Source organism: uncultured Salinisphaera sp., assembly GCF_964012375.1.
GTDB lineage: Bacteria > Pseudomonadota > Gammaproteobacteria > Nevskiales > Salinisphaeraceae > Salinisphaera.
In genome coordinates, this window is sequence record NZ_CAXGSH010000017.1 from 16600 (window position 1) to 38244 (window position 21645).

At 64.5% G+C, this 21645-nt stretch carries 20 protein-coding genes and 1 pseudogene; 17 read left to right on the plus strand and 4 right to left on the minus strand.

All coding sequences use genetic code 11. The annotated features are described in order from the left end of the window. The first annotated feature begins 225 nt into the window (after positions 1-225). From ABNU97_RS04845 to ABNU97_RS04855, 3 genes are read left to right on the plus strand one after another with little or no spacing between them, the layout of a single operon-like run. Entirely contained in the window at positions 226-2865 is a 2640-nt protein-coding gene (locus ABNU97_RS04845) for a galactose oxidase-like domain-containing protein (protein ID WP_348765621.1), read from the plus strand. Next, the gene (locus ABNU97_RS04850; protein ID WP_348765622.1) at positions 2862-3881 is read left to right on the plus strand and encodes a hypothetical protein; all 1020 of its coding nucleotides are present in this window, start codon (positions 2862-2864) and stop codon (positions 3879-3881) included. Before ABNU97_RS04845 ends, ABNU97_RS04850 begins: the two co-directional genes overlap by 4 nt. Then, positions 3878-4423 (plus strand): superoxide dismutase family protein, encoded by a 546-nt coding sequence (locus ABNU97_RS04855; protein ID WP_348765623.1) that lies wholly within the window; start codon positions 3878-3880, stop codon positions 4421-4423. Before ABNU97_RS04850 ends, ABNU97_RS04855 begins: the two co-directional genes overlap by 4 nt. A 121-nt stretch (positions 4424-4544) precedes the next feature. Here the strand turns inward: ABNU97_RS04855 and ABNU97_RS04860 are convergent, their stop codons facing one another. The 4 genes from ABNU97_RS04860 to gatC form a co-directional block, all read right to left on the minus strand. Continuing rightward, entirely contained in the window at positions 4545-4961 is a 417-nt protein-coding gene (locus ABNU97_RS04860) for a secondary thiamine-phosphate synthase enzyme YjbQ (protein WP_348765624.1), read from the minus strand. 171 nt (positions 4962-5132) lie between these two features. Then, positions 5133-6584, minus strand: coding sequence for an Asp-tRNA(Asn)/Glu-tRNA(Gln) amidotransferase subunit GatB (gatB, locus tag ABNU97_RS04865; RefSeq protein WP_348765625.1), 1452 nt, complete (start codon positions 6582-6584; stop codon positions 5133-5135). Continuing rightward, positions 6584-8047 carry an Asp-tRNA(Asn)/Glu-tRNA(Gln) amidotransferase subunit GatA gene (gene gatA / locus ABNU97_RS04870; RefSeq protein WP_348765626.1) on the minus strand — a complete coding sequence of 488 codons (1464 nt, stop codon included), beginning with the start codon at positions 8045-8047 and terminating at the stop codon, positions 6584-6586. Before gatA ends, gatB begins: the two co-directional genes overlap by 1 nt. Beyond that, positions 8044-8331: an Asp-tRNA(Asn)/Glu-tRNA(Gln) amidotransferase subunit GatC gene (gene gatC, locus ABNU97_RS04875; protein WP_348765627.1), complete on the minus strand. Its 288-nt coding sequence runs from the start codon at positions 8329-8331 to the stop codon at positions 8044-8046. Before gatC ends, gatA begins: the two co-directional genes overlap by 4 nt. Before the next feature lie 251 nt (positions 8332-8582). On the opposite strand from gatC, the gene ABNU97_RS04880 reads away from it, so the two are divergent. The 14 genes and pseudogenes from ABNU97_RS04880 to mlaD all read left to right on the plus strand — a co-directional run. After that, on the plus strand, positions 8583-9623 hold the full coding sequence (locus ABNU97_RS04880; RefSeq protein WP_006915356.1) for a rod shape-determining protein: 1041 nt from the start codon (positions 8583-8585) through the stop codon (positions 9621-9623). Between the two features lie 107 nt (positions 9624-9730). Then, positions 9731-10657 carry a rod shape-determining protein MreC gene (mreC, locus tag ABNU97_RS04885; protein ID WP_348765628.1) on the plus strand — a complete coding sequence of 309 codons (927 nt, stop codon included), beginning with the start codon at positions 9731-9733 and terminating at the stop codon, positions 10655-10657. Next, positions 10654-11139, plus strand: a complete 486-nt coding sequence (mreD, locus tag ABNU97_RS04890; protein ID WP_348765629.1) for a rod shape-determining protein MreD — start codon at positions 10654-10656, stop codon at positions 11137-11139. Before mreC ends, mreD begins: the two co-directional genes overlap by 4 nt. A gap of 173 nt (positions 11140-11312) precedes the next feature. Next, positions 11313-13196, plus strand: a complete 1884-nt coding sequence (gene mrdA, locus ABNU97_RS04895) for a penicillin-binding protein 2 (RefSeq protein WP_348765630.1) — start codon at positions 11313-11315, stop codon at positions 13194-13196. After that, complete coding sequence (gene rodA / locus ABNU97_RS04900) at positions 13193-14311, plus strand: rod shape-determining protein RodA (RefSeq protein WP_348765631.1); 1119 nt, start codon at positions 13193-13195, stop codon at positions 14309-14311. The genes mrdA and rodA overlap by 4 nt, the downstream gene beginning before the upstream one ends. Next, positions 14308-15327, plus strand: a complete 1020-nt coding sequence (gene mltB / locus ABNU97_RS04905) for a lytic murein transglycosylase B (RefSeq protein ID WP_348765632.1) — start codon at positions 14308-14310, stop codon at positions 15325-15327. Before rodA ends, mltB begins: the two co-directional genes overlap by 4 nt. 5 nt (positions 15328-15332) lie before the next feature. Then, the gene (locus ABNU97_RS04910; RefSeq protein WP_348765633.1) at positions 15333-16346 is read left to right on the plus strand and encodes a septal ring lytic transglycosylase RlpA family protein; all 1014 of its coding nucleotides are present in this window, start codon (positions 15333-15335) and stop codon (positions 16344-16346) included. 73 nt (positions 16347-16419) lie between these two features. Next, on the plus strand, positions 16420-17565 hold the full coding sequence (locus tag ABNU97_RS04915; RefSeq protein ID WP_348765634.1) for a D-alanyl-D-alanine carboxypeptidase family protein: 1146 nt from the start codon (positions 16420-16422) through the stop codon (positions 17563-17565). Positions 17566-17653: 88 nt separating this feature from the next. After that, positions 17654-18499 carry an aminotransferase class IV gene (locus ABNU97_RS04920; RefSeq protein WP_348765635.1) on the plus strand — a complete coding sequence of 282 codons (846 nt, stop codon included), beginning with the start codon at positions 17654-17656 and terminating at the stop codon, positions 18497-18499. Beyond that, positions 18492-18758: a DUF493 domain-containing protein gene (locus ABNU97_RS04925; protein WP_348765636.1), complete on the plus strand. Its 267-nt coding sequence runs from the start codon at positions 18492-18494 to the stop codon at positions 18756-18758. The genes ABNU97_RS04920 and ABNU97_RS04925 overlap by 8 nt, the downstream gene beginning before the upstream one ends. Position 18759: 1 nt before the next feature. Next, positions 18760-19416, plus strand: a complete 657-nt coding sequence (lipB, locus tag ABNU97_RS04930; protein WP_348765637.1) for a lipoyl(octanoyl) transferase LipB — start codon at positions 18760-18762, stop codon at positions 19414-19416. A 51-nt stretch (positions 19417-19467) separates the two neighbouring features. Continuing rightward, complete coding sequence (locus ABNU97_RS04935; RefSeq protein WP_348765638.1) at positions 19468-20295, plus strand: ABC transporter ATP-binding protein; 828 nt, start codon at positions 19468-19470, stop codon at positions 20293-20295. Next, positions 20295-21080, plus strand: a complete 786-nt coding sequence (gene mlaE / locus ABNU97_RS04940; RefSeq protein ID WP_348765639.1) for a lipid asymmetry maintenance ABC transporter permease subunit MlaE — start codon at positions 20295-20297, stop codon at positions 21078-21080. Before ABNU97_RS04935 ends, mlaE begins: the two co-directional genes overlap by 1 nt. A 9-nt stretch (positions 21081-21089) precedes the next feature. Next, a pseudogene (gene mlaD, locus ABNU97_RS04945) lies at positions 21090-21545 on the plus strand (outer membrane lipid asymmetry maintenance protein MlaD); the annotation flags it as partial. Positions 21546-21645 lie beyond the last annotated feature (100 nt).

A 21645-nucleotide genomic window follows, 5' to 3' on the forward strand; every position in this document is an offset into this window, starting at 1 on the left:
GATTCAGCGTCGAATGCTTTCCTGGGCGAATTTTCCCAAAAAATTGACAATGGGGTAACCCGTTGTCGTCACAGCCTTGTGCCGCAAAAGACCGCGCTCCGACGCGGTTTTCGCGTTTGCGCGACTTAATTGGCGCGTGCTACCGGTTGCTTCCGACCGAACACAAAATAACAACGACTCGGGCAAGACCGCGAAACTGCCTTGAAGTTGTCGGAGGAGAACCCGATGCGCATGACCCTGTCTGCGGCGACGACGGCCGCCCTGGCCCTTTGCCTGTCATCCAGTCCGGCGCTGGCCGCGCTCGACGACGGCATCCTGGGCAAGCTGCTCAATGCCGGCAAGCCGGATACCCAGACGACACCCGGCGACGCGCCCACCGAGTCGCCCGCGGTCGCCGATAAGGCCGTTTCGGACAAGCCTGCCGCCGACACCCGGGGCTCTGGCGCGAACAACCTGCCGCCACAGGTGGGCGGTCATTTCAGCGAACCCTTCGCCGAACCCACGCTCGTGGTCGACGGTAAAACGGTAGAAACCGACGAGCGCTGTCTGGCCCGCGAAGACGGCACGCTCAGCTGCAAGCCTGCAGCCGGCACGGTGGCCAATCTCGGCGACGGGCGCTTCGTCTATCTCAACGCCCTGGAAGGCACCGAGAACGTGGAACTGTCGATCGTTGCCGAGTTCGGCGAAGTGACCGTCAACGATCAGTCACGCGTACTCACCCTGGGCGAAGACGACACGCCGTCATGGAAAAAGCCCGCGCCGCTCGATGGCGGTGCCAATCCGGACGGCAACGACAGCGAAACCATTGCGCGTGGCCTGCCGGGTGTCCCCAACGGCATCCTGTCCACGGCCGATAATACGGCCAAGAACGACGGTGCCCTGTTCTGTGCGGACGTGGTGTTCCTGGCCGACGGCAGCATGATGGCCGTGGGCGGCACCGACTACTACACCGAGCCCGGCGTGGACGGTCTGCCGGTGGGCGTGGTCGAACTCGAAGGCCTCAAGTCCTCGCGTATCTTCGATCCGCAGAGCAATACGTGGACGCAAAGCGGCGATATGACCTTCGGGCGCTGGTATCCCACGCTGGTCACCCTCGCCGACGGCGATGTGTTCGTGGCCAGCGGTGTCACCAAGCTGCTCAAGCCGGTGTATCCGGAACAGCCGTTGAACTCGGGACGCAACGTCACACAAACCGAGACCTACGACCTGGATACCGGCCGCTGGAGCGAGAACGGCGACGCCGCTCAGCGCTCCCTGCCGCTGTTCCCGCGCCTGCATCTGCTGCCGAACGGTCAGGTCTACTACAACGCCGGCGGCCAGGCCTTCAATCCGTTTGGCCAGGCCTACGATCAGGCGCTGTGGAATATCGTCGCCGCCTACGATCCCGACACCCAGCAGTGGACCGATCTCGGCTATGCCGGGCTGCCGCTCAAGTTCAACGAGATCGGGCTCAAGGAACTCACGAGCACCCTCAACCCCACCAACCTGAACGGCGAACAGGTCAGCAGCCTGCTCGGCGACCTGGTGGGCACGACCGTGAGTAATCCCGCGGCGGCGATCGAACAACTCGCCGATACGCCGGTCGATGCACGCGCGCTCGAACGCACCATCGGCTCCGGCATGCGCGGATCGACCTTCTCGGCCATGCTGCCCCTGCGCCCGGATGAAAACGGCGGCTACCACGAAGCCGAGTTCCTGACCGCCGGCGGCGTCCCCACCTACGTCACCGTAGGCAGCCCCGGCGGCTATCTGCCGGTGTCCTCCTCGCGCATCGATACGGTCGAAGTCAACGACGACGAAATGCAGTATTCCTCGCGCCTGACCGGGCCGCTGAGCCGGCCGCGCTGGTACGGCTATTCGGTGGTCATGCCCGACGACAGCGTCATGATCTTCTCCGGCGGCGATCGCGACGGCGTGGTCGTCCCCGGTGCGGAAGGCGCGATCCGCGAAGCCGAACGCTTCGACCCGCAAACCGAAACCTGGCAGGTGATGGCACGGGCGCACCGCAAGCGTACCTACCACAACACCGCACTGCTGATGCCGGACGGGCGCATACTCATCGGTGGCCATTCGCCGATCAACACCGCCTATGCGTCCAACATCAATTTCGACAGCATCGGCCTGGCCAACTACGAAAGCCGCGATCCTTCGTTCGAGATCTATACCCCGCCCTACGCCATGCGCGGCGATCGCCCCGTGATCACCGACGCGCCCACCGAACTCGAAACCAACGGCGACACGTTCACGGTGACGGTAAGCAATCCGGCCGTGGATCAGGTGATGCTCATCCGCCGTACCGCAACCACGCATCTGGTCGACGGCGATCAACGCGCGGTGGTGCTGCCGATCGTTTCGCGCAGCGGCAACACGCTCACCGTGCAGATGACCGGCAACCCGGCGGTGCTGCCCGCGGGCCAGTACATGCTGTTCGCGAGTTTCGAAGCCGGCGACGGCAAGCGCGTGCCTTCGGTGTCGACCCCCGTTGGCGTGGCCCCCAACCCGGCCGGCCAGGGTGATATCAATCAACCGGAACCGGCTCCGGAGGCTGTCGATTCAGAACGAGGCGACGGTTTGATCGGCGGCCTGCTAACCGGCAGCAACGGTTTGCTGGGTAGCGGACAAGACGCCAAAGCGGTATCGCCGCTCATGCCGATCACCGATCTGCTGTCGGGCGTAACCAGCATCATTCCCGTGCCGGGCGAACTGATCGACGGCGCACCCGCCGTGGCAGACGAGCTGACTCAGGCCGGCAAGCGCGCCGCGGGCGTTGGCGTGGATACGGCCACCAGCCTGCCCGAAGCCGGCAAGGGCCTGGCCGAGGATCTCGGCGACGGCGTGGCCGACGACGATACAAAAGACGAATGATGCGTCGCCTATCGATACGCCGGCTCGGGGTCGCGAGCCGGCATCTCAGCCTGCTGATCCTGCTTGGGGCGAGCGCGCTGGCCCACGGGCATGCCGGGCATTCCGGCGACGAGGACAGTGCGACCGTGCGTGCCGTGCTCGGCCCGCTGCCGGCCGAGCTTGAAGGCCTGCGGGTGCAGCTACGCCGCACACTCGCCCCGCAGCTGCTCGTGGCCAACCCCGGCAAGCAACCGCTGACGGTGTTCGACGACAACGGTCGTGCGTTCCTGCGGATCGGCGCGGAAGGGGTCGAAGCCGACCTGGGCGCCGCGGCGTTTCACCGCAGCAATACGCTCATGGCGCCGGGCACCTTCGGCGCCGATGCCTCGCGCGCACCGAACTGGCAAGTGGTCGAACCGGCCGCAAACTGGGGCTGGTTCGATCTGCGCCTGCGCACCGACGCCGTGGCCGTGGCTGACGGCGTCCGCGAGCAAGGCAAGACCGCCGAGGTCGGCGAGTGGCGTATTCCCGTGCAGTACGGTGACACGCGCACCGCCATTCGCGGCCATTTCCAGTTCGTACCCGAGCCTACTGGCATCCCAGAGGCCCGTGTAACCAACGCGCTGGCGCCGGAGGTCGGGGTCCGTGCCATGAACGGCAGTGCGCGGGCCGGGCTTTTTCTATCCTATTCCGGCGATGCACCGCTGGTGGTGCGCGGCGCAGACGCCGAACCCATGCTGCGCTTCGACGCACGTGGCGTGTCGGTGAATCGGCATAGCGTTACCTGGCAAAAGGCCGCGCCCGCCGGTGCGCCTAGCTACGAGGCCGGCAGCGACGTCAGCTGGACCGCGGTTTCCAGCCAGCCGCGCTACGGCTGGGTCGATCCTCGAATCGGCTATCTCGGGGAGGTCGAGTCCGAGGATACCGACACCGTGATCAAGCGCTGGTCGATACCGGTGACGATAGGCGAACGCGAGGATGCGATCGAAGGCGTGACCGAATGGAAGCCGGTGGCGCCGATCGCCCGCGCGCAGTGAGCATACGCCCTGCAACATTCGCTGCATCGCTCCTGCTGATCATCAGCGCCAGTACGAACGCTGCCTCCAAGCCAACCGAAATACATCGCCTCAGCCTCGACGGCCGCGGCCAGCCCGTGGGGGTGGTGACGTTCTCCGACACCGAGTACGGGCTGTTGATTACGCCCGATCTGCATCATCTGGAAGCTGGCGGCGCTCACGGCGCCCATATTCATACCCATGCCGACTGCGGCGCGGCATCGAAGCATGGGCGAATGACGCCGGGGGCCGCCGCTGGCAACCATTACGACCCGGGTGAAACCGGGCGGCACGGCGGCCCCTACGGTACGGGTCATCTGGGCGATCTACCCAATCTCGTCGTGGAGGCTGACGGTTCGGCAACCATTCCGGTACTGGCGCCGCGCCTGCGGGTTGCCGATCTGGCCGGCCGCTCAATCATGATTCATGCAGCCGCCGATCGTTACCAGAACCACGCGAGCGCGGGCCACGGCCATGGCCACGGCAAGGGCGGCGTACGCATGTACTGCGGCGTCATCGAATAGCGGCACTACCGCTTATTCGACCGGCCAAGCGGCCGCATTGTCGGGTTCGTCCGGCGCTGCAACCCGCGCTTTCATGCAATTCGAACGCGCAGCGGCTGGCCACCCGTCCCGGCGACACGCCCTAGCCCACGGCCGGCAACAGGGTAACCACCACCTCGCGCTTATGCGGCGCGCTGCGGTGCTCGTAGAGATAGATGCCCTGCCAGGTGCCGAGATTGAGCGCGCCGTCGGTAATCGGCACGCTCAAATCCATACCGGTGAGAATACTGCGGATATGGCCGGGCATGTCGTCGGGGCCTTCCATGTCGTGCACGAACATGGGGTCGCCATCCACCACCGCCTTGGCCATCCAGCGTTCCACGTCTTCGCGCACGTCCGGGTCGGCGTTTTCGCAGATCATCAGCGAGGCCGAGGTGTGCCGAATGAATACATGGCATACGCCGGTCGCCACGCCTGCCTCGCGCACCACCGCGTTGACGTCGTGCGCGATATCGCGTGTCGAACGGCCCGGGGTATCGAATAAAAGCGTGCGTTGCATGAGCTTAAGGGTGGCGCCTGTGACCCCGATTACAAGAGCCTTCCAAACTGGACGTACACCGTCCGCAGATCGACGCCGGCCGAAGACGGGCCACCGAGCGCGCGGCTATCGATCAACACGCACCGACGGCACGCGTGGATCCGCGGATAAAAAACCCGCGAGACGGTTGTGCTATTCGGCGAGCTTGGCCGCCAGCATCTGATTGACTTCCTTGGGGTTGGCCTTGCCCTTCGAGGCCTTCATCACCTGCCCGACGAGAAAGCCGATGACCTTGGTCTTGCCTTCGCGGTACTGCTCGACCTGATCGGGATTGTCGGCGATGACCTGATCCACGAAGCCTTCGATTTCGCCGCTGTCGGTGATCTGCTTGAGGCCCTTGGCTTCGATGATCGCATCGGCGGATTCGCCCTCGCCCTTGAACAGCGCCTCGAACACATCCTTGCCGATCTTGCCGGAGATGGTGTTGTCCGCCACTCGGGCAATCAGACCACCGAGCTGCTCGGCACTGACCGGCGACTGGGCGATGGCCAGCCCTTCGCGATTGAGCGCACCGGACAGATCCCCCATGATCCAGTTGGCGGCCGGCTTGCCGTGGCTGGCCGCGTCGCCACCCACCGCTGCCACCGTGGCTTCGAAATAGTTGGCCAGGGCGCGCGAGCTCGTCAGCGCCGCGGCGTCCTCACGGCCCAGGGCGTATTCCGTCATGAAACGTTCGCGCTTGGCATCCGGCAGCTCGGGCAGATCGGCACGCGCGGCATCCACGAACTCATCGTCGATGACCACGGGCAGCAGGTCCGGGTCCGGGAAGTAGCGATAGTCGTGGGCTTCTTCCTTGCTGCGCATGGAGCGCGTTTCGTCGGCGTCCGGGTCGTACAAGCGGGTTTCCTGCACGATGGTGCCGCCGGATTCGAGCACATCGATCTGGCGCTCGACTTCGAACTCGATCGCTTTTTCGAGAAAGCGGAAGGAGTTCACGTTCTTGGTTTCAGTGCGCGTGCCGAACTCGCTCGAGCCCACCGGGCGTATAGAGACGTTCGCGTCCACGCGGAAGGAGCCTTCCTGCATGTTGCCGTCGCAGATACCCAGATACTGGACCAGCGCATGCAGCTTGCGCGCATAGGCCACCGCCTCCGCCGCGCTACGCATATCCGGCTCGGAAACGCATTCGACCAGCGGCGTGCCGGCCCGGTTGAGGTCGATGCCGGTATCGCGATCGAACGCCTCGTGCAGCGATTTGCCGGCGTCTTCTTCCAGATGCGCACGGGTGATGCCCACCCGCTTTTCCGTTCCATCGGGCAACACGATATCCAGATGCCCGTTGGCGACGATCGGCAGCTCGAACTGACTGATCTGATAGCCCTTGGGCAAATCCGGGTAAAAATAGTGCTTGCGCGCGAACACCGATTTGGGCGCGATATCGGCATCGATGGCCAGCCCGAACAGGGTGGCCATGCGGATGACCTGGCCGTTGATCACCGGCAACACCCCGGGCAGCGCGATATCGACCGCGCTGGCCTGGGTATTCGGCTCGGCCCCGTAGGCGGTCGGCGCGGTGGAAAAGATCTTGCTTTGCGTTGCGAGCTGGATATGCACTTCCAGCCCGATGACGGTTTCCCAGGCCATTATTCGAACCCTGCCGGACGCTTGCTGTGCCAATCGGTGGACTGCTGATAGGCATGCGCTGCCCCGAGCAGACGGCTTTCCTCGAACCACGGCGCCAGCAGCTGCAGGCCAACGGGCAGCCCGTCGACAAAGCCGGCCGGCACCGACATGCCCGGCAAACCGGCCAGACTCGCCGGCAGCGTATAGACGTCGTTGAGATACATCGATACCGGATCGTCGAGCTTTTCACCGAGCTTGAAGGCCGGCGCCTGGGTCACGGGCGCGGCGATCAGGTCAACCTTGTCGAAGGCATCGCTGAAATCGCGCGCGATCAGACGCCGCGTCTTCTGCGCTTTCAGATAGTAGGCGTCGTAGTAGCCGGCCGACAGCACATAGGCGCCGACCATGATGCGCCGCTGCACCTCGCGGCCGAAGCCTTCGCCGCGCGAGCGGGTATACAGGTCTTCCAGATCCACCGGGTTATCGCAGCGATAGCCGTAGCGCACGCCGTCGAAGCGGGCCAGGTTGGAAGACGCCTCGGCCGGCGCGAGCACGTAGTAGGTCGATACGGCGAGCTCGGTATGCGGCAGCGTGATCTCGACAATCTCGGCGCCGCGCGCCTCGAATTCGCCGATCGCGGCGTTGATGACCTCGCGACTGGCGTTGTCCAGTCCTTCGGCGAAGTATTCCTTCGGCAGGCCGACCTTCATGCCCTTGAGAAAATCGTCGCCCTGGGCAGCCAGGGCCGCGCTGTAATCGGGCACCGCGCGTTCGACGCTGGTGGAATCGCGCTCGTCGAAACCGGCCATGGCCTGCAGCACCGCGGCACAGTCCTCGGCCGAGCGGGCAAAACAGCCGCCCTGATCCAGGCTGGAGGCAAAGGCGATCATGCCGTAGCGCGATACGCGCCCGTAGGTCGGCTTGATACCGGTCACGCCACAGAAAGCCGCCGGCTGACGGATCGAGCCGCCGGTATCGCTGCCGGTCGCCGCGGGCACCATCCCGGCAGCCACCGCCGCGGCCGACCCGCCGGAGGAACCACCCGGTACATGATCGGTATTCCAGGGGTTGCGTACCGCGCCGTAGAAGCTGGTTTCGTTGGACGAGCCCATGGCGAACTCGTCCATATTCGTCTTGCCGAGCGTCACCGTGCCGGCCGCTGCCAGACGCTCGACCACGGTCGCATCATACGGTGCGACGAAGTTGTCGAGCATGCGCGAGCCGCAGCTGGTGCGTACGCCGCGGGTGCAGAAGATGTCCTTATGGGCGATCGGCACCCCGGCCAGCGGCGTACCGGCGTCGGTGCCGGCATCGATGGCCGCGGCGCGCTCGCGCGCGGCCGACTCGCTACGGCTGATCAGCGTATTCAGGCGCTCGTCGTGGGCGGCAATGCGCTTGAGGAAGTGGTCGGTCAACTCGACGGCGCTCAGCCTTTTCGCCGCCAGATCGCCCGCCAGCTGGCGGATACTGCGCTCGTCGCTCATTCGATCACCTTCGGCACGAGATAGACGCCCTCGGCGACCGCGGGCGCAATCGCCTGGAAATCGTCGCGCGATTGCACCGCGACCGCGGCGTCGGCGCGCAGCCGCGCGGCCAGATCCAGCGGATGCGCCATGGGCTCCACATCGGTAGTGTCAGCCTGTTCCAGGCTTGCTACCACCTCGAGGATGTTCGACAACTCGCCGGCATATTCGGCGATCTGGTCGTCATCGAGGCCGAGACGGGCCAGACGGGCCACATTCCGAACCTGCTCTTCGCTCAGACTCACAGTAATTCTTCCAACCAGTACGGGGGCGTGAAAAACACAGCGCAGCGGCGCTGCGCGCGGCTAAAACTAGCATAAGTGTCTTGGCGGCCGTCGTCAGCGTTGCCGTTACGCATGCCCGTTGCTAGCATTGCGCTCCTGATGAACCTCTGACCTATTTTCAGGTTCCCTAGTGCGTCACGATGCGACTTCGCGGCGCCCGCCGCGCGTGTCGACCACGCGCTTTTTTGTACTTGCCCTCGGGTGTGCTCTACATGTTCGACAATTTCCGCGGCCTGTTCCTCAACGATCTCTCGATTGATCTGGGTACAGCCAACACGCTGATTTATGCGCGCGATCAGGGCATCGTGCTCAACGAGCCGTCGGTGGTCGCCGTCCGTATGGACGCGCGCGGCGGCAAGCGTATCGAGGCCGTGGGCCACGATGCCAAGCGCATGCTCGGGCGTACACCGAACCACATCACCACCATTCGTCCGCTCAAGGACGGGGTGATCGCCGACTTCACCGTCACGGAGAAGATGCTTCAGCACTTCATCCGCAAGGTGCACAAGAAGCGCATGCTGCGGCCGATGACCCGCGTTCTGGTCTGCGTGCCCTATGGCTCGACCCAGGTCGAGCGCCGGGCGATCCGCGAATCCGCCTCCAACGCCGGCGCGCGCCGCGTGTATCTGGTGGAAGAGCCGGTCGCGGCCGCCATCGGCGCGGGTATTCCGATCGGTGAGGCACGCGGCTCGATGGTGCTGGATATCGGCGGCGGCACCTCGGAAGTCGCGGTCATCTCGCTCAACGGCATCGTCTATGCCGAGTCCGTGCGCACCGGCGGCGACAAATTCGATGAGGCGATCGTCAACTACGTGCGGCGCCAGTACAACATGCTCATCGGCGAATCCACCGCCGAGTCCATCAAGCAGCAGATCGGCACCGCCTTCCCCGGCCACGAGGTCAAGGAAATCGAGGTGGTCGGCCGGCATCTGTCCGCGGGCGTGCCGCGCGCGTTCACGCTCAACTCCAATGAAGTACTGGATGCGCTGCAGGAACCGCTTTCGAATATCACCAGCGCCGTGAAGCTTGCGCTGGAGTCCACCCCGCCGGAGCTGGGCTCCGACGTGGCCGAGCGCGGAATCGTGCTTACCGGCGGCGGCGCGCTGCTGGCCGATCTGGACAAGCTGATCTCCGAAGAAACCGGCCTGCCGGTGATCGTGGCCGACGATCCCTTGACCTGCGTGGCCCGCGGTGGCGGCATTCTCCTGGAAATGATCGACCGCAAGACCGGCCAGCTGCTCGCACTGGAGTAAGGCCGCGGTCTATCGCCTTCGCGACTGCAAGACAGTTGCGAAGGTCCGTGCGCCAGCCTAATCTGGCGCGATAATTACGGTTTATTCCACGGTTTCAGGGGCGTTGAGTGCGCGGACTCGCCGAGGACGACAAATCATCGCTGCTGGGTCGACGCATTACGCCAGGCCTTCGGATCGTCGCGATCGTGGTTATATCGATTATCCTGATGATGGTCGATCACGCGAGCACGTCGCTCAAGCCGATCCGCAGTACGCTCGCGGTCGCCACCCAGCCCATTCAGATGATCGCCGAGCTACCCGGCGAGATGGTCCATTATCTGGGCCGCTATTTCGATCGCGGCCAGCTCATTGCCGATAACGAAGCGCTCGAGCAGAAGGTGCTGCTATTGCAGGCGCGCCTGCAACGCCTGGCGTCGCTGCAGGCCGAAAACGAGCGCATTCGTGCCCTGCTCGCCTCGGCCAGTTCGCTCGACCAGAACGTGCTGATCGCGCGCATACTCTCGGTCAGTCCCGATCCGTATCGACACTACATCAAGCTCAACAAGGGCTCGACCGACGGCGTGTTCGTCGGCCAGGCACTGGTCGATGCCAACGGCATCATGGGCCAGGTCACGGACGTGACGCCCATGGGCTCGCGCGCGATTTTGATCACCGATGCCAATCACGGCATTCCGGTCGAAATCAATCGCACCGGCCTGCAGACGATCGCCCAGGGGAGCGGCAAGTCCAGCGAACTGCGCCTGCCGTTTCTGGCCAATAATTCCGATATCCAGGTGGGTGATCTGCTGGTGACCTCGGGGCTGGGCGGGCGTTACCCGGCCGGCTATCCGGTAGCCGAGGTCACGAGCGTCGTCCACCAGCCGGGCGATGAGTTTCTGGAGGTCGTAGCCACGCCGACCGCCCACCTCAATCGCGGCCGGGAAGTCCTGCTGGTGTGGACTGACAACACGCTCGACCCCGTTGCCGAGGCCCAGGAGGGCAACAGCACGGATCAGGCGAAAGACGATGCGAACGGCGACAGCCCGGCTCCATGATTACCGAGCGCCGCGTCAGCGGCCTGCTTATTCTGTCTACGCTGGGCGGCGCGCTGTTTCTGGCCATTCTGCCGCTGCCCGATGCGCTGTCGGCGGTTCGCCCGGCGCTCTACCCGGCGACCGTGCTGTTTTGGGTATTGGTGCAGCCGGGGCGTTTCGGCCTGCTGGCCGCCTGGACCAGCGGCGTTCTGATCGACGTGATCTACGGTACCCCGCTGGGCGAACACGGGCTCGCGCTGGCCGTGGCCGGATACCTCGTCATCCGCATGCGCGAGCTGCTTTGGAGCTTTCCGGTCTGGCAGCAGAGCGTGCTGTTGTTGCCGGTATTCATACTCTATGAGTTCGCGCTGTTCTGGATCGATGGCGTAACCGGGGCCGAGGTCAATCAGTGGTGGCGCTGGCTGCCGGTGGCAACGACCGTGCTCGTCTGGCCGCTTTGGGCGTCGCTGCTGGAACGCATCGCCGAATTAGAGGTCGGATAGATCAGGGAATTCTGAAACGTTCGTGATCGCTGCCCGGACCCACGGTGAAATCCGCCGGGCGCGTCGCTGCGCTGCATGCCGGCGCTGCATCCGTTCGCGCGCCGCGCGACGATTCACGTCATACTTCAACAGATTAATGCAGGCCCTTGGGGCACGGGAGTTTTCAACGCCGCATGGTCACCGATAACGCGATCAAGAACCATGCGGCCGAGCGGCGCATGTTTTTGCTGCGCACCGCGGTGGCGGGGGCGGCGATCATGGTGCTCGTGGGCGTGCTGCTTTTTCGCGTGGGTTTTCTGCAGGTGCTGCGCTACGGCTATTACGAAACGCGTTCGCAGGACAACCGCATGCGTGTTCAGGTGATGCCGCCGGTACGCGGGCTCATCTACGACCGCAATGGCGTGGTGCTGGCCGATAACCTGCCTGCCTACCGGCTCGAGATCGTGCCCGAGCAGGTCGACGACGTGAACGCGACCCTCGATCGCCTGTCGCGCATCGTGGAAATACGCGAGGCCGACCTGCAGCGCTTTCGAGATCGCATGGCCAAGACGCCGCGTTTTCGAGGTGTGCCCATCCGACTCAATCTCAGCCAGCGCGAGGTCGCCCGTTTTGAAGTCAATCGGGGTGCCTTTCCGGGCGTCGACGTACGGGCCGGGCTGACCCGCCACTATCCGCTGGGCGACGTCTCGGCCCATCTGGTGGGCTATGTCGGCGGCATTACCCTGGAGGATCTGCGGCGCGTGGACGAAAAGCGCTATCGCGGCTCCAACCACATCGGCAAGTCGGGCGTCGAGTACAGCTACGAATCACGCCTGCACGGCGAGCCGGGCTCGCGCGTGGTCGAGACCAACGCCAGCGGCCGCGCGCTGCGCGAACTGGAAATGAATCGCCCGGTCGCAGGCGAGAGCCTGTTCCTGACCATCGACGCACGCCTGCAGCGCGCCGCATACGACGCGCTGGGCGACCAGGACGGTGCCGTGGTCGCCATGGACCCGAAAACGGGCGGGCTGTTGGCCCTGGTATCCAAACCCAGCTACGACCCGGACCTGTTCGTCGACGGAATCAGCCACGTGAACTACCAGAAGCTGATATCCGACCCGCATAAACCGCTGTTCAACCGGGCGTTGCAAGGCCAGTACCCGCCCGGCTCCACGGTCAAGCCGGTGATGGCGCTGGCGGGGCTGGAAACCGACCAGATCGCCGCCGACAAGCAGGTGTGGTGTCCCGGTTTCATCACGCTGCCGGGCAGTAATCACCGCTATCGCGACTGGAAACGCTCGGGGCATGGCTGGGTGGATATGCCGGAGGCGATCTATCGCTCCTCGGACGTGTATTTCTACAAGCTCGGGCTCAAGCTCGGCATCGACAATATTCACCGCTACGGGGCGCTGTTCGGGCTCGGCTCGCGTACCGGGATCGACCTGCCACGCGAGAATTCCGGCATCATGCCGTCTCGCGCCTGGAAGAACGGCACCCGTAATCAGCCGTGGTTCCCGGGCGAAACGCTCAATACGATCATCGGCCAGGGCTTCATGACCACGACGCCGCTGCAGCTCGCACAGATGACCAGCCGGATCGCCGAACGCGGCGAGGGCTACAAGCCGCACGTGCTGGGCGGCTGGCGCGATCCGCTTGACGGCACCATGCACCAGACCCGGCCCACGGCCCTGCGTCCGATCAAGCTGGAAGACCCGGCACACTGGGGCGTGATCATCAGCGGCATGGAACAGGTGATCACCAACCCCCGCGGTACCGCGCACTACTACGTGGGCCAGAATCTGGATTACACGATCGCCGGCAAGTCCGGCTCGGCGCAGGTCACCAAGCTGGCCCAGAACCAGGCTGCACCCGATCTTGAAGATGTCGAGCACCAGTTTCGCGATCACGCCCTGTTCATTGCCTTTGCCCCCATCGACGATCCCGAGATCGCGGTGGCGGTGCTGGTCGAACACGGCGGCGGCGGCTCCAGCGTCGCCGGCCCGGTGGCACGCAAGGTGATCGACGCGTTTCGCAGCCAGCCGCCGGTGCTGCAGGCGTCGACCGGAGCGGGCCGATGAGCGCCAATGCCACCAATGCGCCTTCGACGCTGTCGGAGTGGCTCGTCTACTGGCGTATCGACCTGCAGCTGCTGGTCGCACTCGCCTGCTGTGCCGCGCTGGGGCTGTTCGTGCTCTATAGCGCCTCCGGCCAGTCGAGCGCGGTGGTCATCAACCAGGCGATCCGCCTGGGTATCGGCCTGCTCGGCATGCTCGTGGTCGCCCAGATACCGCCCGAATGGTTTCGGGTCGCCGCGCCCTGGGTATTCGGCTTCGGGGTGTTTCTGCTCGTGCTCGTGGTCCTGCTGGGCGATACCGCCATGGGCGCCCGCCGCTGGCTCGACCTGGGCGTGGTGCGCTTTCAGCCCTCGGAGCTGATGAAGCTGGCCGCGCCGCTGACCGTAGCCGCCTATTTTCGCGACCGTAGCCTGCCGCCCAACCTCAAGGACGTGGGCGTGGCCGCGCTGCTGATTGCCGTACCCGTGCTGCTCGTAGCCGACCAGCCGGACCTGGGGACCGCGCTCCTGATCGCCGCGGCCGGCAGCTTTGCCCTGTATTTCGCCGGCCTGCGCTGGCGCATCATTCTGCTGCTGGTGCTTGTGGCCGCAGCGGCCGCGCCGCTGCTCTGGTACAACATGCACGACTACCAGCAGGAGCGCGTGCTGACGTTTCTAAACCCCGCTCGCGACCCGACGGGCGCCGGGTATCACATCTCGCAGTCCAAGATCGCCATCGGCTCGGGTGGCCTGTTCGGCAAGGGATGGCTCAACGGTAGCCAGGCCCACCTGAACTTCCTGCCGGAATCCGACACCGATTTCGTGTTCGCGGTATTCGCCGAAGAAACCGGCCTGTTCGGGGTGATGGCGCTGCTGGCGCTGTATTGCTTCATTGTGGGCCGCGGGCTGTATATCGCACTCAAAAGCCAGGACACCTTCCAACGCCTGGCCGCCGGCAGCCTGAGCCTGACTTTCTTCATCTATGTCTTCGTCAATATCGGCATGGTCGCCGGGCTGCTGCCCGTTGTGGGCGTGCCGTTACCGCTGATCAGCTATGGCGGCACCTCCATGGTGATCCTGCTGGCCTCGTTCGGCATTCTCATGTCCATTCATACCCATCGGAAACTGCTCGCCACATGACACGATCCCTCCTACTGCTCGTGCTGGCGCTGACCAGCGTGCCCGTGATCGCGACGGCTGCGACCGGCAATTATGCCGAACGCCCGGAAGGCAAGGCCCTGCTCGAACGCCTCGAAAAAGCCGACGGGGTGGACATCGACGCGGCCCGCGCCCTGCTCGAAGACGCGCAATACCAGCCCAAGATCGTAGCCACCATGCGCAAGCCCGCCGAGCGCACGCTCACCTGGGCAGACTACCGGCCGATTTTTCTGCAGCCCGAACGGGCACGCAAGGGCGCGGCCTATATCGAAGAGCACCGCGAGCTGTTCGACGGCGCGGTCGCCAAATACGGCGTGCCGGCCAATATCATCGCCGCCATTATCGGCGTGGAAACCAAGTACGGCGCCTTTCTCGGCCGCGATCGCGTGCTCGACGCGCTGGCCACCCTGGGCTTCGACTACCCGGAGCGGTCGGACTATTTCATCAAGGAGCTGGAAAACTTCATCGTGCTCTGCGTCGAAGAAGACCTCGCCTGCGACCGCGAGATCGGCTCCTATGCCGGCGCCATGGGCCTGCCGCAGTTCATGCCGTCGAGCTATCGCGCCTATGCGGTGGACGGCAACGGCAACGGCAAGCGCGATCTGTGGGAAGAACCGGCCGATATCATCTACTCGGTGGCCAATTATCTGGCCGAACACGGCTGGGCCCGTGGCGAGCCGGTCGCGCTGCCGGCCTGGATCGGCAGCGACAAAAACCTGGATGCCATCGAACGCAGCAAACGCAAGCCCGCCTATCGCTGGGACGCGCTCGACCAGCTGGGCGTACGCGTGGACGATCCGCCGGCCGCCGATGCCGAAGTCGGCCTGTTGCAGTTCGAAGGCGCCCAGGGCACCGAATACTGGCTGGGGCTGAACAACTTCTTCGTGATCACCACCTATAACCACAGCCCGCTGTATGCCATGGCCGTCTATCAGCTCGGCCAGGAGATCGCCTTCGCCCGCCAGAACGCTGCCACCGGCGGCAACACGGACCGATGATCGGCGTGCGGCGCACACTGGTGCTGGCCGGTCTGGCCCTGATCGTGGCGGGCTGCGCGAGCCAGCCGCGCGGTGGCTCGAGCGGCGGCTCGCCCTCTCCGCAAACGAGCAAGGGCGGCGGCTACTACCAGAACGACGGCCCGCCGGACGACGAGGATATCGATATCGACGCGATACCCGACGCCGTACCCCGCGACGAGCCGCCTTCGCGCTACGGCAACCCGGCCAGCTACGAAGCGCTTGGCAAAACGTATTACGTATTGCCGAGCGCGGCAGGCTTTACCCAGACCGGCCGCGCCAGCTGGTACGGCAAGCAGTTTCATGGCCGGCGTACCTCCAGCGGCGAGCCATACAACATGTTCAAGATGACCGCGGCGCATAAACGCCTGCCGGTACCCAGCTATGTCCGGGTCACGAATCTGGACAACGGCAAGCATGTCATCGTGCGCGTCAACGATCGCGGCCCGTTCCACGATGGCCGCATCATCGATCTGTCCTATGTTGCGGCACGGCGGCTCGACGTGGTCGCCCACGGCAGCGTGCCGGTACGTATCGAAACCGTCACGCCGGCGAGCCTGAAGGCCGAAAAGCGCGCGGCAGATCGCGGTACGCAGGTGGCCGACGCCACGCCGCCACTTCGCAGCCAGCCGTCGTACTCGTCAAACGTGCGCGCGCCGGCCGCAGCGCCCGCCCGCGCAACGCCAGCCGCGAACACGCCCGGCCGCGCCATTCAGGTTGCCAACCGTACGAATGCCGCGCCCGCCGGCCCGTCTACGTCGAATCGCAGCGAGGGCACCCTCTATCTGCAGACCGGCGCCTTCGGCAACCCAACCAATGCGCAACGTCTGAACCGGCGTCTACAGAACGCCGGCTTTGCCCAGGTGCGCGTGGTGAAGTCGGACGGCGCCACCCCGATCTATCGCGTTCAACTCGGACCCTATCCGGATGAACGCAGCCGTGCCCTGAACCGCCAGATTCTGCGCGAGCAGGGGTTTTCGGCCCAGGAAGTCGATCGTTAGCCCGAACCGCCCCGAAGCGCTAAACTGGCGCGCTTCGCAACCGTCCTTGTTTGTCCTTAAAGAGCCGAAGTCGATGAGCCACGCGAAACGCCTGCTTTATCTCGTTTTTCTTTTCCTGGTCACGGCCGGTGCATGGGCCAAGCCGTTGCCGATTCCCGAACCGCCGAGCCTGGATGCGCGCAGCTATATCCTGATCGACTTCAACTCGGGCCAGGTGCTGGCGGCCAAGAACGCCGAACAGCGTGTCGAGCCGGCGAGCATCACCAAGCTGATGACGACCTATATCGTTTTCGATGAGCTCAAGAAAGGCAATATCTCGCTGGACGACAAGGTCACCATCAGCGAAAAAGCCTGGCGCATGGGCGGCTCGAAGATGTTCATCGAAGTCGGTACGCAGGTATCGGTGGACGACCTGCTCCACGGCATGGTGACCGCATCCGGCAACGACGCGACCGTGGCCCTTGCTGAATATGTCGGTGGCACGGAATCCACTTTTGCCGACTACATGAACCAGTACGCGCGCGAAATCGGCCTGGAGAACAGCCATTTCGTTGATGCCAGCGGCTGGCCGCATGAAAACCACTACATGTCGGCCCACGATATCGCGCGCCTGCTCAGCGCGATCATTAGCGACTTCCCCGACCTGTATCAGCAATACTTCAACGAAAAGAAGTTCACATATAACGGTATCGAGCAGTACAACCGCAACTCGCTGCTGTGGTCGGACGAAAGCGTGGACGGCGGCAAGACCGGGCATACCGAAGCTGCCGGCTACTGCCTGTCGGCCTCGGCCAAGCGTGACGGCATGCGCACGATCGCGGTGGTCACGGGCACGAATTCCAACAATGCCCGCAAGGCGCAGACCGCGGCCCTGCTCAACTATGGTTTCCGCTTCTACGAAAGCGGCCATCTGTTCGATGCCGGCAAGCAGATCGCGGAAGTTCGCGTCTGGAAAGGTGACGACACCATGCTGCCCGTGGTCGCCAAGGGCGCTGTAGACGTGGCTTTTCCGCGCGGCCAGCGCGATGCGCTGACCACCAACGCCGAGCTGCCGTCCACCCTGCTCGCGCCGATCAAGAAAGGCGAGCGCCTGGGCACGCTGGAGATCAAGTACGACACGAAGACGCTTGCGCAGGTGCCCCTGTTCGCCGGCAAGGACATCGAAAAAGGCGGCATCTTCCGCCAGCTCACCGACGAAGTGATGATGATGTTCGAATAAGCTGCAACGCCGGCTTACGCCTGTGAATCGCGCAGGCGGGCCGGCCTGCGGTTCGAGCGAATGGCATGACCGGCCGGGAGTGGCACCGATGAACACGGCTTTCGTGAACGGCGAGTTCCTGCCGTTGGCCCAGGCGCGCGTATCGGTGCTTGATCGCGGCTTTCTGTTCGCCGACAGCGTCTATGAAGTGGTGCCCTTCTATGCCGGCCGGGGCTTTCGACTGGATGAGCACCTGGATCGTCTGGCGCGCAGCCTGGGGCTGTTGCGTATCCGCGACCCTTACGATCGCCAGCGGTGGCACGGGATCATCGCAGGGTTGATCGACGCCAATGGCGGCGGCGATCTTTCTTTGTATATCCAGGTGACCCGCGGCGCGCCGGCAAGGCGCGATCATCGTATTCCCGACGACATCGAGCCCACGGTGGTGGCCTTCTGCCAGAGTCGCGCGCACGTGGACCCGGACGTACTGGCGCACGGGATCGCCGCGGTCACGCATGACGATACACGCTGGCGCTACTGCACGATCAAATCGACTTCGCTGCTGGCCAACGTGCTGGCCGCCGACGCGGCTCGGGCGCAGGGCGCCAGCGAAGCACTGCTGGTGCGCGACGGCTGTATCCAGGAAGGGACATCCTCAAACGTATTCGCGGTAATCGACGATCGCCTGGTCACGCCAGCCCTGCGCGATACCATTCTGCCCGGCATCACACGGGCGGCGGTGCTCGAACTCGCCGCGCGCGAGCAGGTCGAGCACGCGGAAGTCCAAACCCTTCTGCGAGAGGATCTGCAGCGCGCCAGCGAGATATGGATCACCTCGTCGGTGCGCGAGATTTTCCCGGTAACCGAGCTCGATGGCGCGTGCGTGGGCAACGGCGAACCGGGCCCGCTCTGGACGCGCATGCACGCCGCGCTGCAAGCTATGACCCATGACTGAGCAAGAAACCCTACTCGAATTCCCCTGCGAGTTTCCGATCAAGGCCTTTGGCAAGCATGCCGGCGATTTCGAAGAACATATCTATACGCTGATCAAGCAGCACGCCCCCGAACTCGAGCGCAGCGCGGTCAGCGCCCGCGACAGCCGCGGCGGCAAGTATCTGGCGGTGACGGCCAACATCACGGCCCGCAGTCAGGCTCAGCTGGATGCGATCTACGGCGATCTGAGCAACGACAGCGCCGTGCTGATGGCGCTCTAGCATGGCCGCCCCGTTCATCGAGGTCACCCGTTTCGGCTGGGCACCCCAGCCCTATGAGCCGGTATGGCGGGCGATGCAGGATTTCGCCGAAACGCGCAATGACCAGAGCCAAGATGCGCTGTGGCTGCTCAATCACGCCCCGGTGTTCACCCAGGGCAAGAATGGCCGCGCCGAGCACGTGCTCGCCCCCGGCGATATCCCCGTGGTGCCGATCGATCGCGGCGGCCAGGTCACCTATCACGGGCCGGGCCAGATCATGGCCTATGTGATGGTGGATCTGCGCCGGCTGGGTATCGGCATTCGCAGCCTGGTCACCGCGCTCGAACAGGCCATGGTCGCCACGCTGGCCGGCTACGATATCGATGCATTCGCCAAACCCGACGCACCCGGGGTCTATGTGGGCGAAGCCAAGATCGGCTCTATCGGGCTGCGCGTTCGCCAGGGCACGAGCTATCACGGGCTTGCACTGAACGTGGACATGGATCTCGAGCCCTTCTCGCGAATCGATCCCTGCGGCTATCACGGCCTGGCCATGACCCAGGTTTCCGCGCTGGGCGGCCCGGCGTCGCTCGACGTGGTGGCAGACGATCTGAGTACGCAGCTCTGCCGCACTTTAAATGTTCGTGCCGCGGAACATCTCGGTGCCTTGCCGATCTGATAGGCTGCGCGCAAGTTAAGTGTGTAATGCTCAATGAATCCAGAAACCTCCATGGCTGACGATCGGGACGGCGTACCCGACAACCTGGTCGAAGTGCGCGGCGTGCACTTCACCATTGGCCGGCGTGTGATCTACGAATCCGTGGATCTGGATATTGCGCGCGGTCGTATCACCGCGATCATGGGCCCCAGCGGCACCGGCAAGACGACCCTGCTGCGCCTGATCAGCGGCCAATGGCGCCCGGCCGCCGGCAAGGTCTATTTCGACGGCCGGCACGTGGCGAAGCTGTCCCAGAACGAACTCTTCGATCAGCGCAAACGCATGGGCATGCTGTTTCAATCCGGCGCGCTGCTCACCGATCTGTCGGTATTCGATAACGTGGCCTTCCCGCTGCGCGAACACACCAAGCTGCCCGAGCGGCTGATTCGCGACATCGTGCTCATGAAGCTCGAGGCGGTCGGCCTGCGCGGCGCACGCGCGCTCTACCCGGCCCAGCTGTCCGGCGGCATGGCACGGCGTGTGGCGCTGGCGCGCGCGATTGCCCTGGATCCGGAAATGATCATGTACGACGAGCCCTTCGCCGGACAGGATCCGATTTCGATGGGCGTACTGCTGCGCCTGATCCGCCGGCTCAACGACGTGCTCGGCCTGACCGCCATCGTGGTCAGCCATGACGTGAAGGAAACGCTGGGCATCGCCGACTATGTGTACGTGATCTCCGACGGTACGGTCATCGACCACGGCACGCCGCAGCAAATTCGCGACTCCCGCTCTAAATGGGTCCAGCAGTTCATCCACGCCGAGGCGGATGGCCCGGTGCCCTTCCACTATCAGGCCAGCGAGCCCTACGCCAACGACCTGCTCGAGGCCAAACGCTGATGAGTGCGCTGCAACGCGGTTTCAACACCACCACGTCGTGGATCGCCGACCTGGGCCGGGGCGCCCTGTTTCTGCTGCGTATTCTCATGAGCCTGCCGTCGCTGCTGCTCAAGCCGCGCCTGCTGGTCGAGCAGATCTATTCGGTGGGCGTGCTGTCGCTGGTGATCGTGGTGGTGGCCGGTATTTTCGTAGGCATGGTGCTGGCCCTGTCGGGTTATCGTCTGCTGGTGGGCTTCGGCGCCACCGAGGCGCTGGGCACGTCGGTCGCGCTGGTCGTGGTACGCGAACTCGGCCCGGTGGTCACGGGCTTGCTGTTTGCCGGGCGTGCCGGCAGCGCGCTCGCCGCCGAGATCGGCCTGATGAAGGCCACCGACCAGCTATCCGGCATGGAAATGATGGCGGTGGATCCCGTCAAACGTATCGTCGCGCCGCGCTTTCTGGCCGGCGTGATCGCCCTGCCGCTGCTGACCTCGATATTCTGCGTAATGGCCATCGGCGCGGGCGGCGGCTATTTCGTGGGAGTGGACATGCTCGGCGTGGACGCCGGCTCGTACTGGTCGGGTATCCAGAGCAACGTCGACTTCGGCGAAGACATCGTCAACATCTTTCTGAAAAGCGGCGTGTTCGGTGCGATCATCACCTGGGTCGCCGTTTATCAGGGCTATCATGCGCCGCCGACATCCGAGGGCGTGTCGCGCGCGACCACCAATACGGTCGTCATCGCATCCCTGGCGATCCTCGGCGCCAATCTCATGCTGACTGCCGTGCTTTTCGGCAGTAATTAGGGTTCGTCTATGCAGTCTCGTGCAGTAGAGCTTCTGGTCGGTTTCTTCGTCTGCCTCGGTATCGCGGCGATCTTTATCCTCACCATGCGGGTGAGCAACCTGGCGGATACCAGCGATGTGGACGGCGGATATACCGTGGTGGCCGCATTCGACAATATCGGTGGGCTCAAGGTTGGCGCACCGGTCAATCTGGCCGGCGTCCGTGTGGGCCGTGTCGCCGACATCAGCCTCAACCAGAACACCTATCGCGCCGAAGCGCGCCTGCGTATCGGCAGCCAGTACAAGCTGCCCAAGGACTCGGACGCATCGGTACTGACCTCCGGGCTGCTGGGCGAGCAGTACGTGGGTATCGGCCCCGGTGGCTCGCTGGACAACATGCAGGACGGCGACGAATTCATCATCACCCAGGGTGCGGTGGTGCTGGAAAACCTCATCGGCCAGTTCATGACCAGCATGGGCTCGGACGACAGCAGTTCCGGCAACGGCGGTGGTTCGAGCGGCGGTGGCAGCGGCAACAACGCCCTACCCGCCCCCTAGTTCGTGGGCGGGCGATCTCGCTCGCGCA

Coding starts and splice junctions, on each gene's coding strand:
- mrdA (WP_348765630.1), top strand. CDS start 11,313: ATGGTCACCGATAACGCGATCAAGAACCATGCGGCCGAGCGGCGCATG.
- mlaE (WP_348765639.1), top strand. CDS start 20,295: ATGAGTGCGCTGCAACGCGGTTTCAACACCACCACGTCGTGGATCGCC.
- ABNU97_RS04845 (WP_348765621.1), top strand. CDS start 226: ATGCGCATGACCCTGTCTGCGGCGACGACGGCCGCCCTGGCCCTTTGC.
- ABNU97_RS04935 (WP_348765638.1), top strand. CDS start 19,468: ATGGCTGACGATCGGGACGGCGTACCCGACAACCTGGTCGAAGTGCGC.
- ABNU97_RS04915 (WP_348765634.1), top strand. CDS start 16,420: ATGAGCCACGCGAAACGCCTGCTTTATCTCGTTTTTCTTTTCCTGGTC.
- gatB (WP_348765625.1), bottom strand. CDS start 6,584: ATGGCCTGGGAAACCGTCATCGGGCTGGAAGTGCATATCCAGCTCGCA.
- mreD (WP_348765629.1), top strand. CDS start 10,654: ATGATTACCGAGCGCCGCGTCAGCGGCCTGCTTATTCTGTCTACGCTG.
- rodA (WP_348765631.1), top strand. CDS start 13,193: ATGAGCGCCAATGCCACCAATGCGCCTTCGACGCTGTCGGAGTGGCTC.
- gatA (WP_348765626.1), bottom strand. CDS start 8,047: ATGAGCGACGAGCGCAGTATCCGCCAGCTGGCGGGCGATCTGGCGGCG.
- ABNU97_RS04920 (WP_348765635.1), top strand. CDS start 17,654: ATGAACACGGCTTTCGTGAACGGCGAGTTCCTGCCGTTGGCCCAGGCG.
- ABNU97_RS04860 (WP_348765624.1), bottom strand. CDS start 4,961: ATGCAACGCACGCTTTTATTCGATACCCCGGGCCGTTCGACACGCGAT.
- ABNU97_RS04850 (WP_348765622.1), top strand. CDS start 2,862: ATGATGCGTCGCCTATCGATACGCCGGCTCGGGGTCGCGAGCCGGCAT.
- mltB (WP_348765632.1), top strand. CDS start 14,308: ATGACACGATCCCTCCTACTGCTCGTGCTGGCGCTGACCAGCGTGCCC.
- ABNU97_RS04880 (WP_006915356.1), top strand. CDS start 8,583: ATGTTCGACAATTTCCGCGGCCTGTTCCTCAACGATCTCTCGATTGAT.
- lipB (WP_348765637.1), top strand. CDS start 18,760: ATGGCCGCCCCGTTCATCGAGGTCACCCGTTTCGGCTGGGCACCCCAG.
- ABNU97_RS04925 (WP_348765636.1), top strand. CDS start 18,492: ATGACTGAGCAAGAAACCCTACTCGAATTCCCCTGCGAGTTTCCGATC.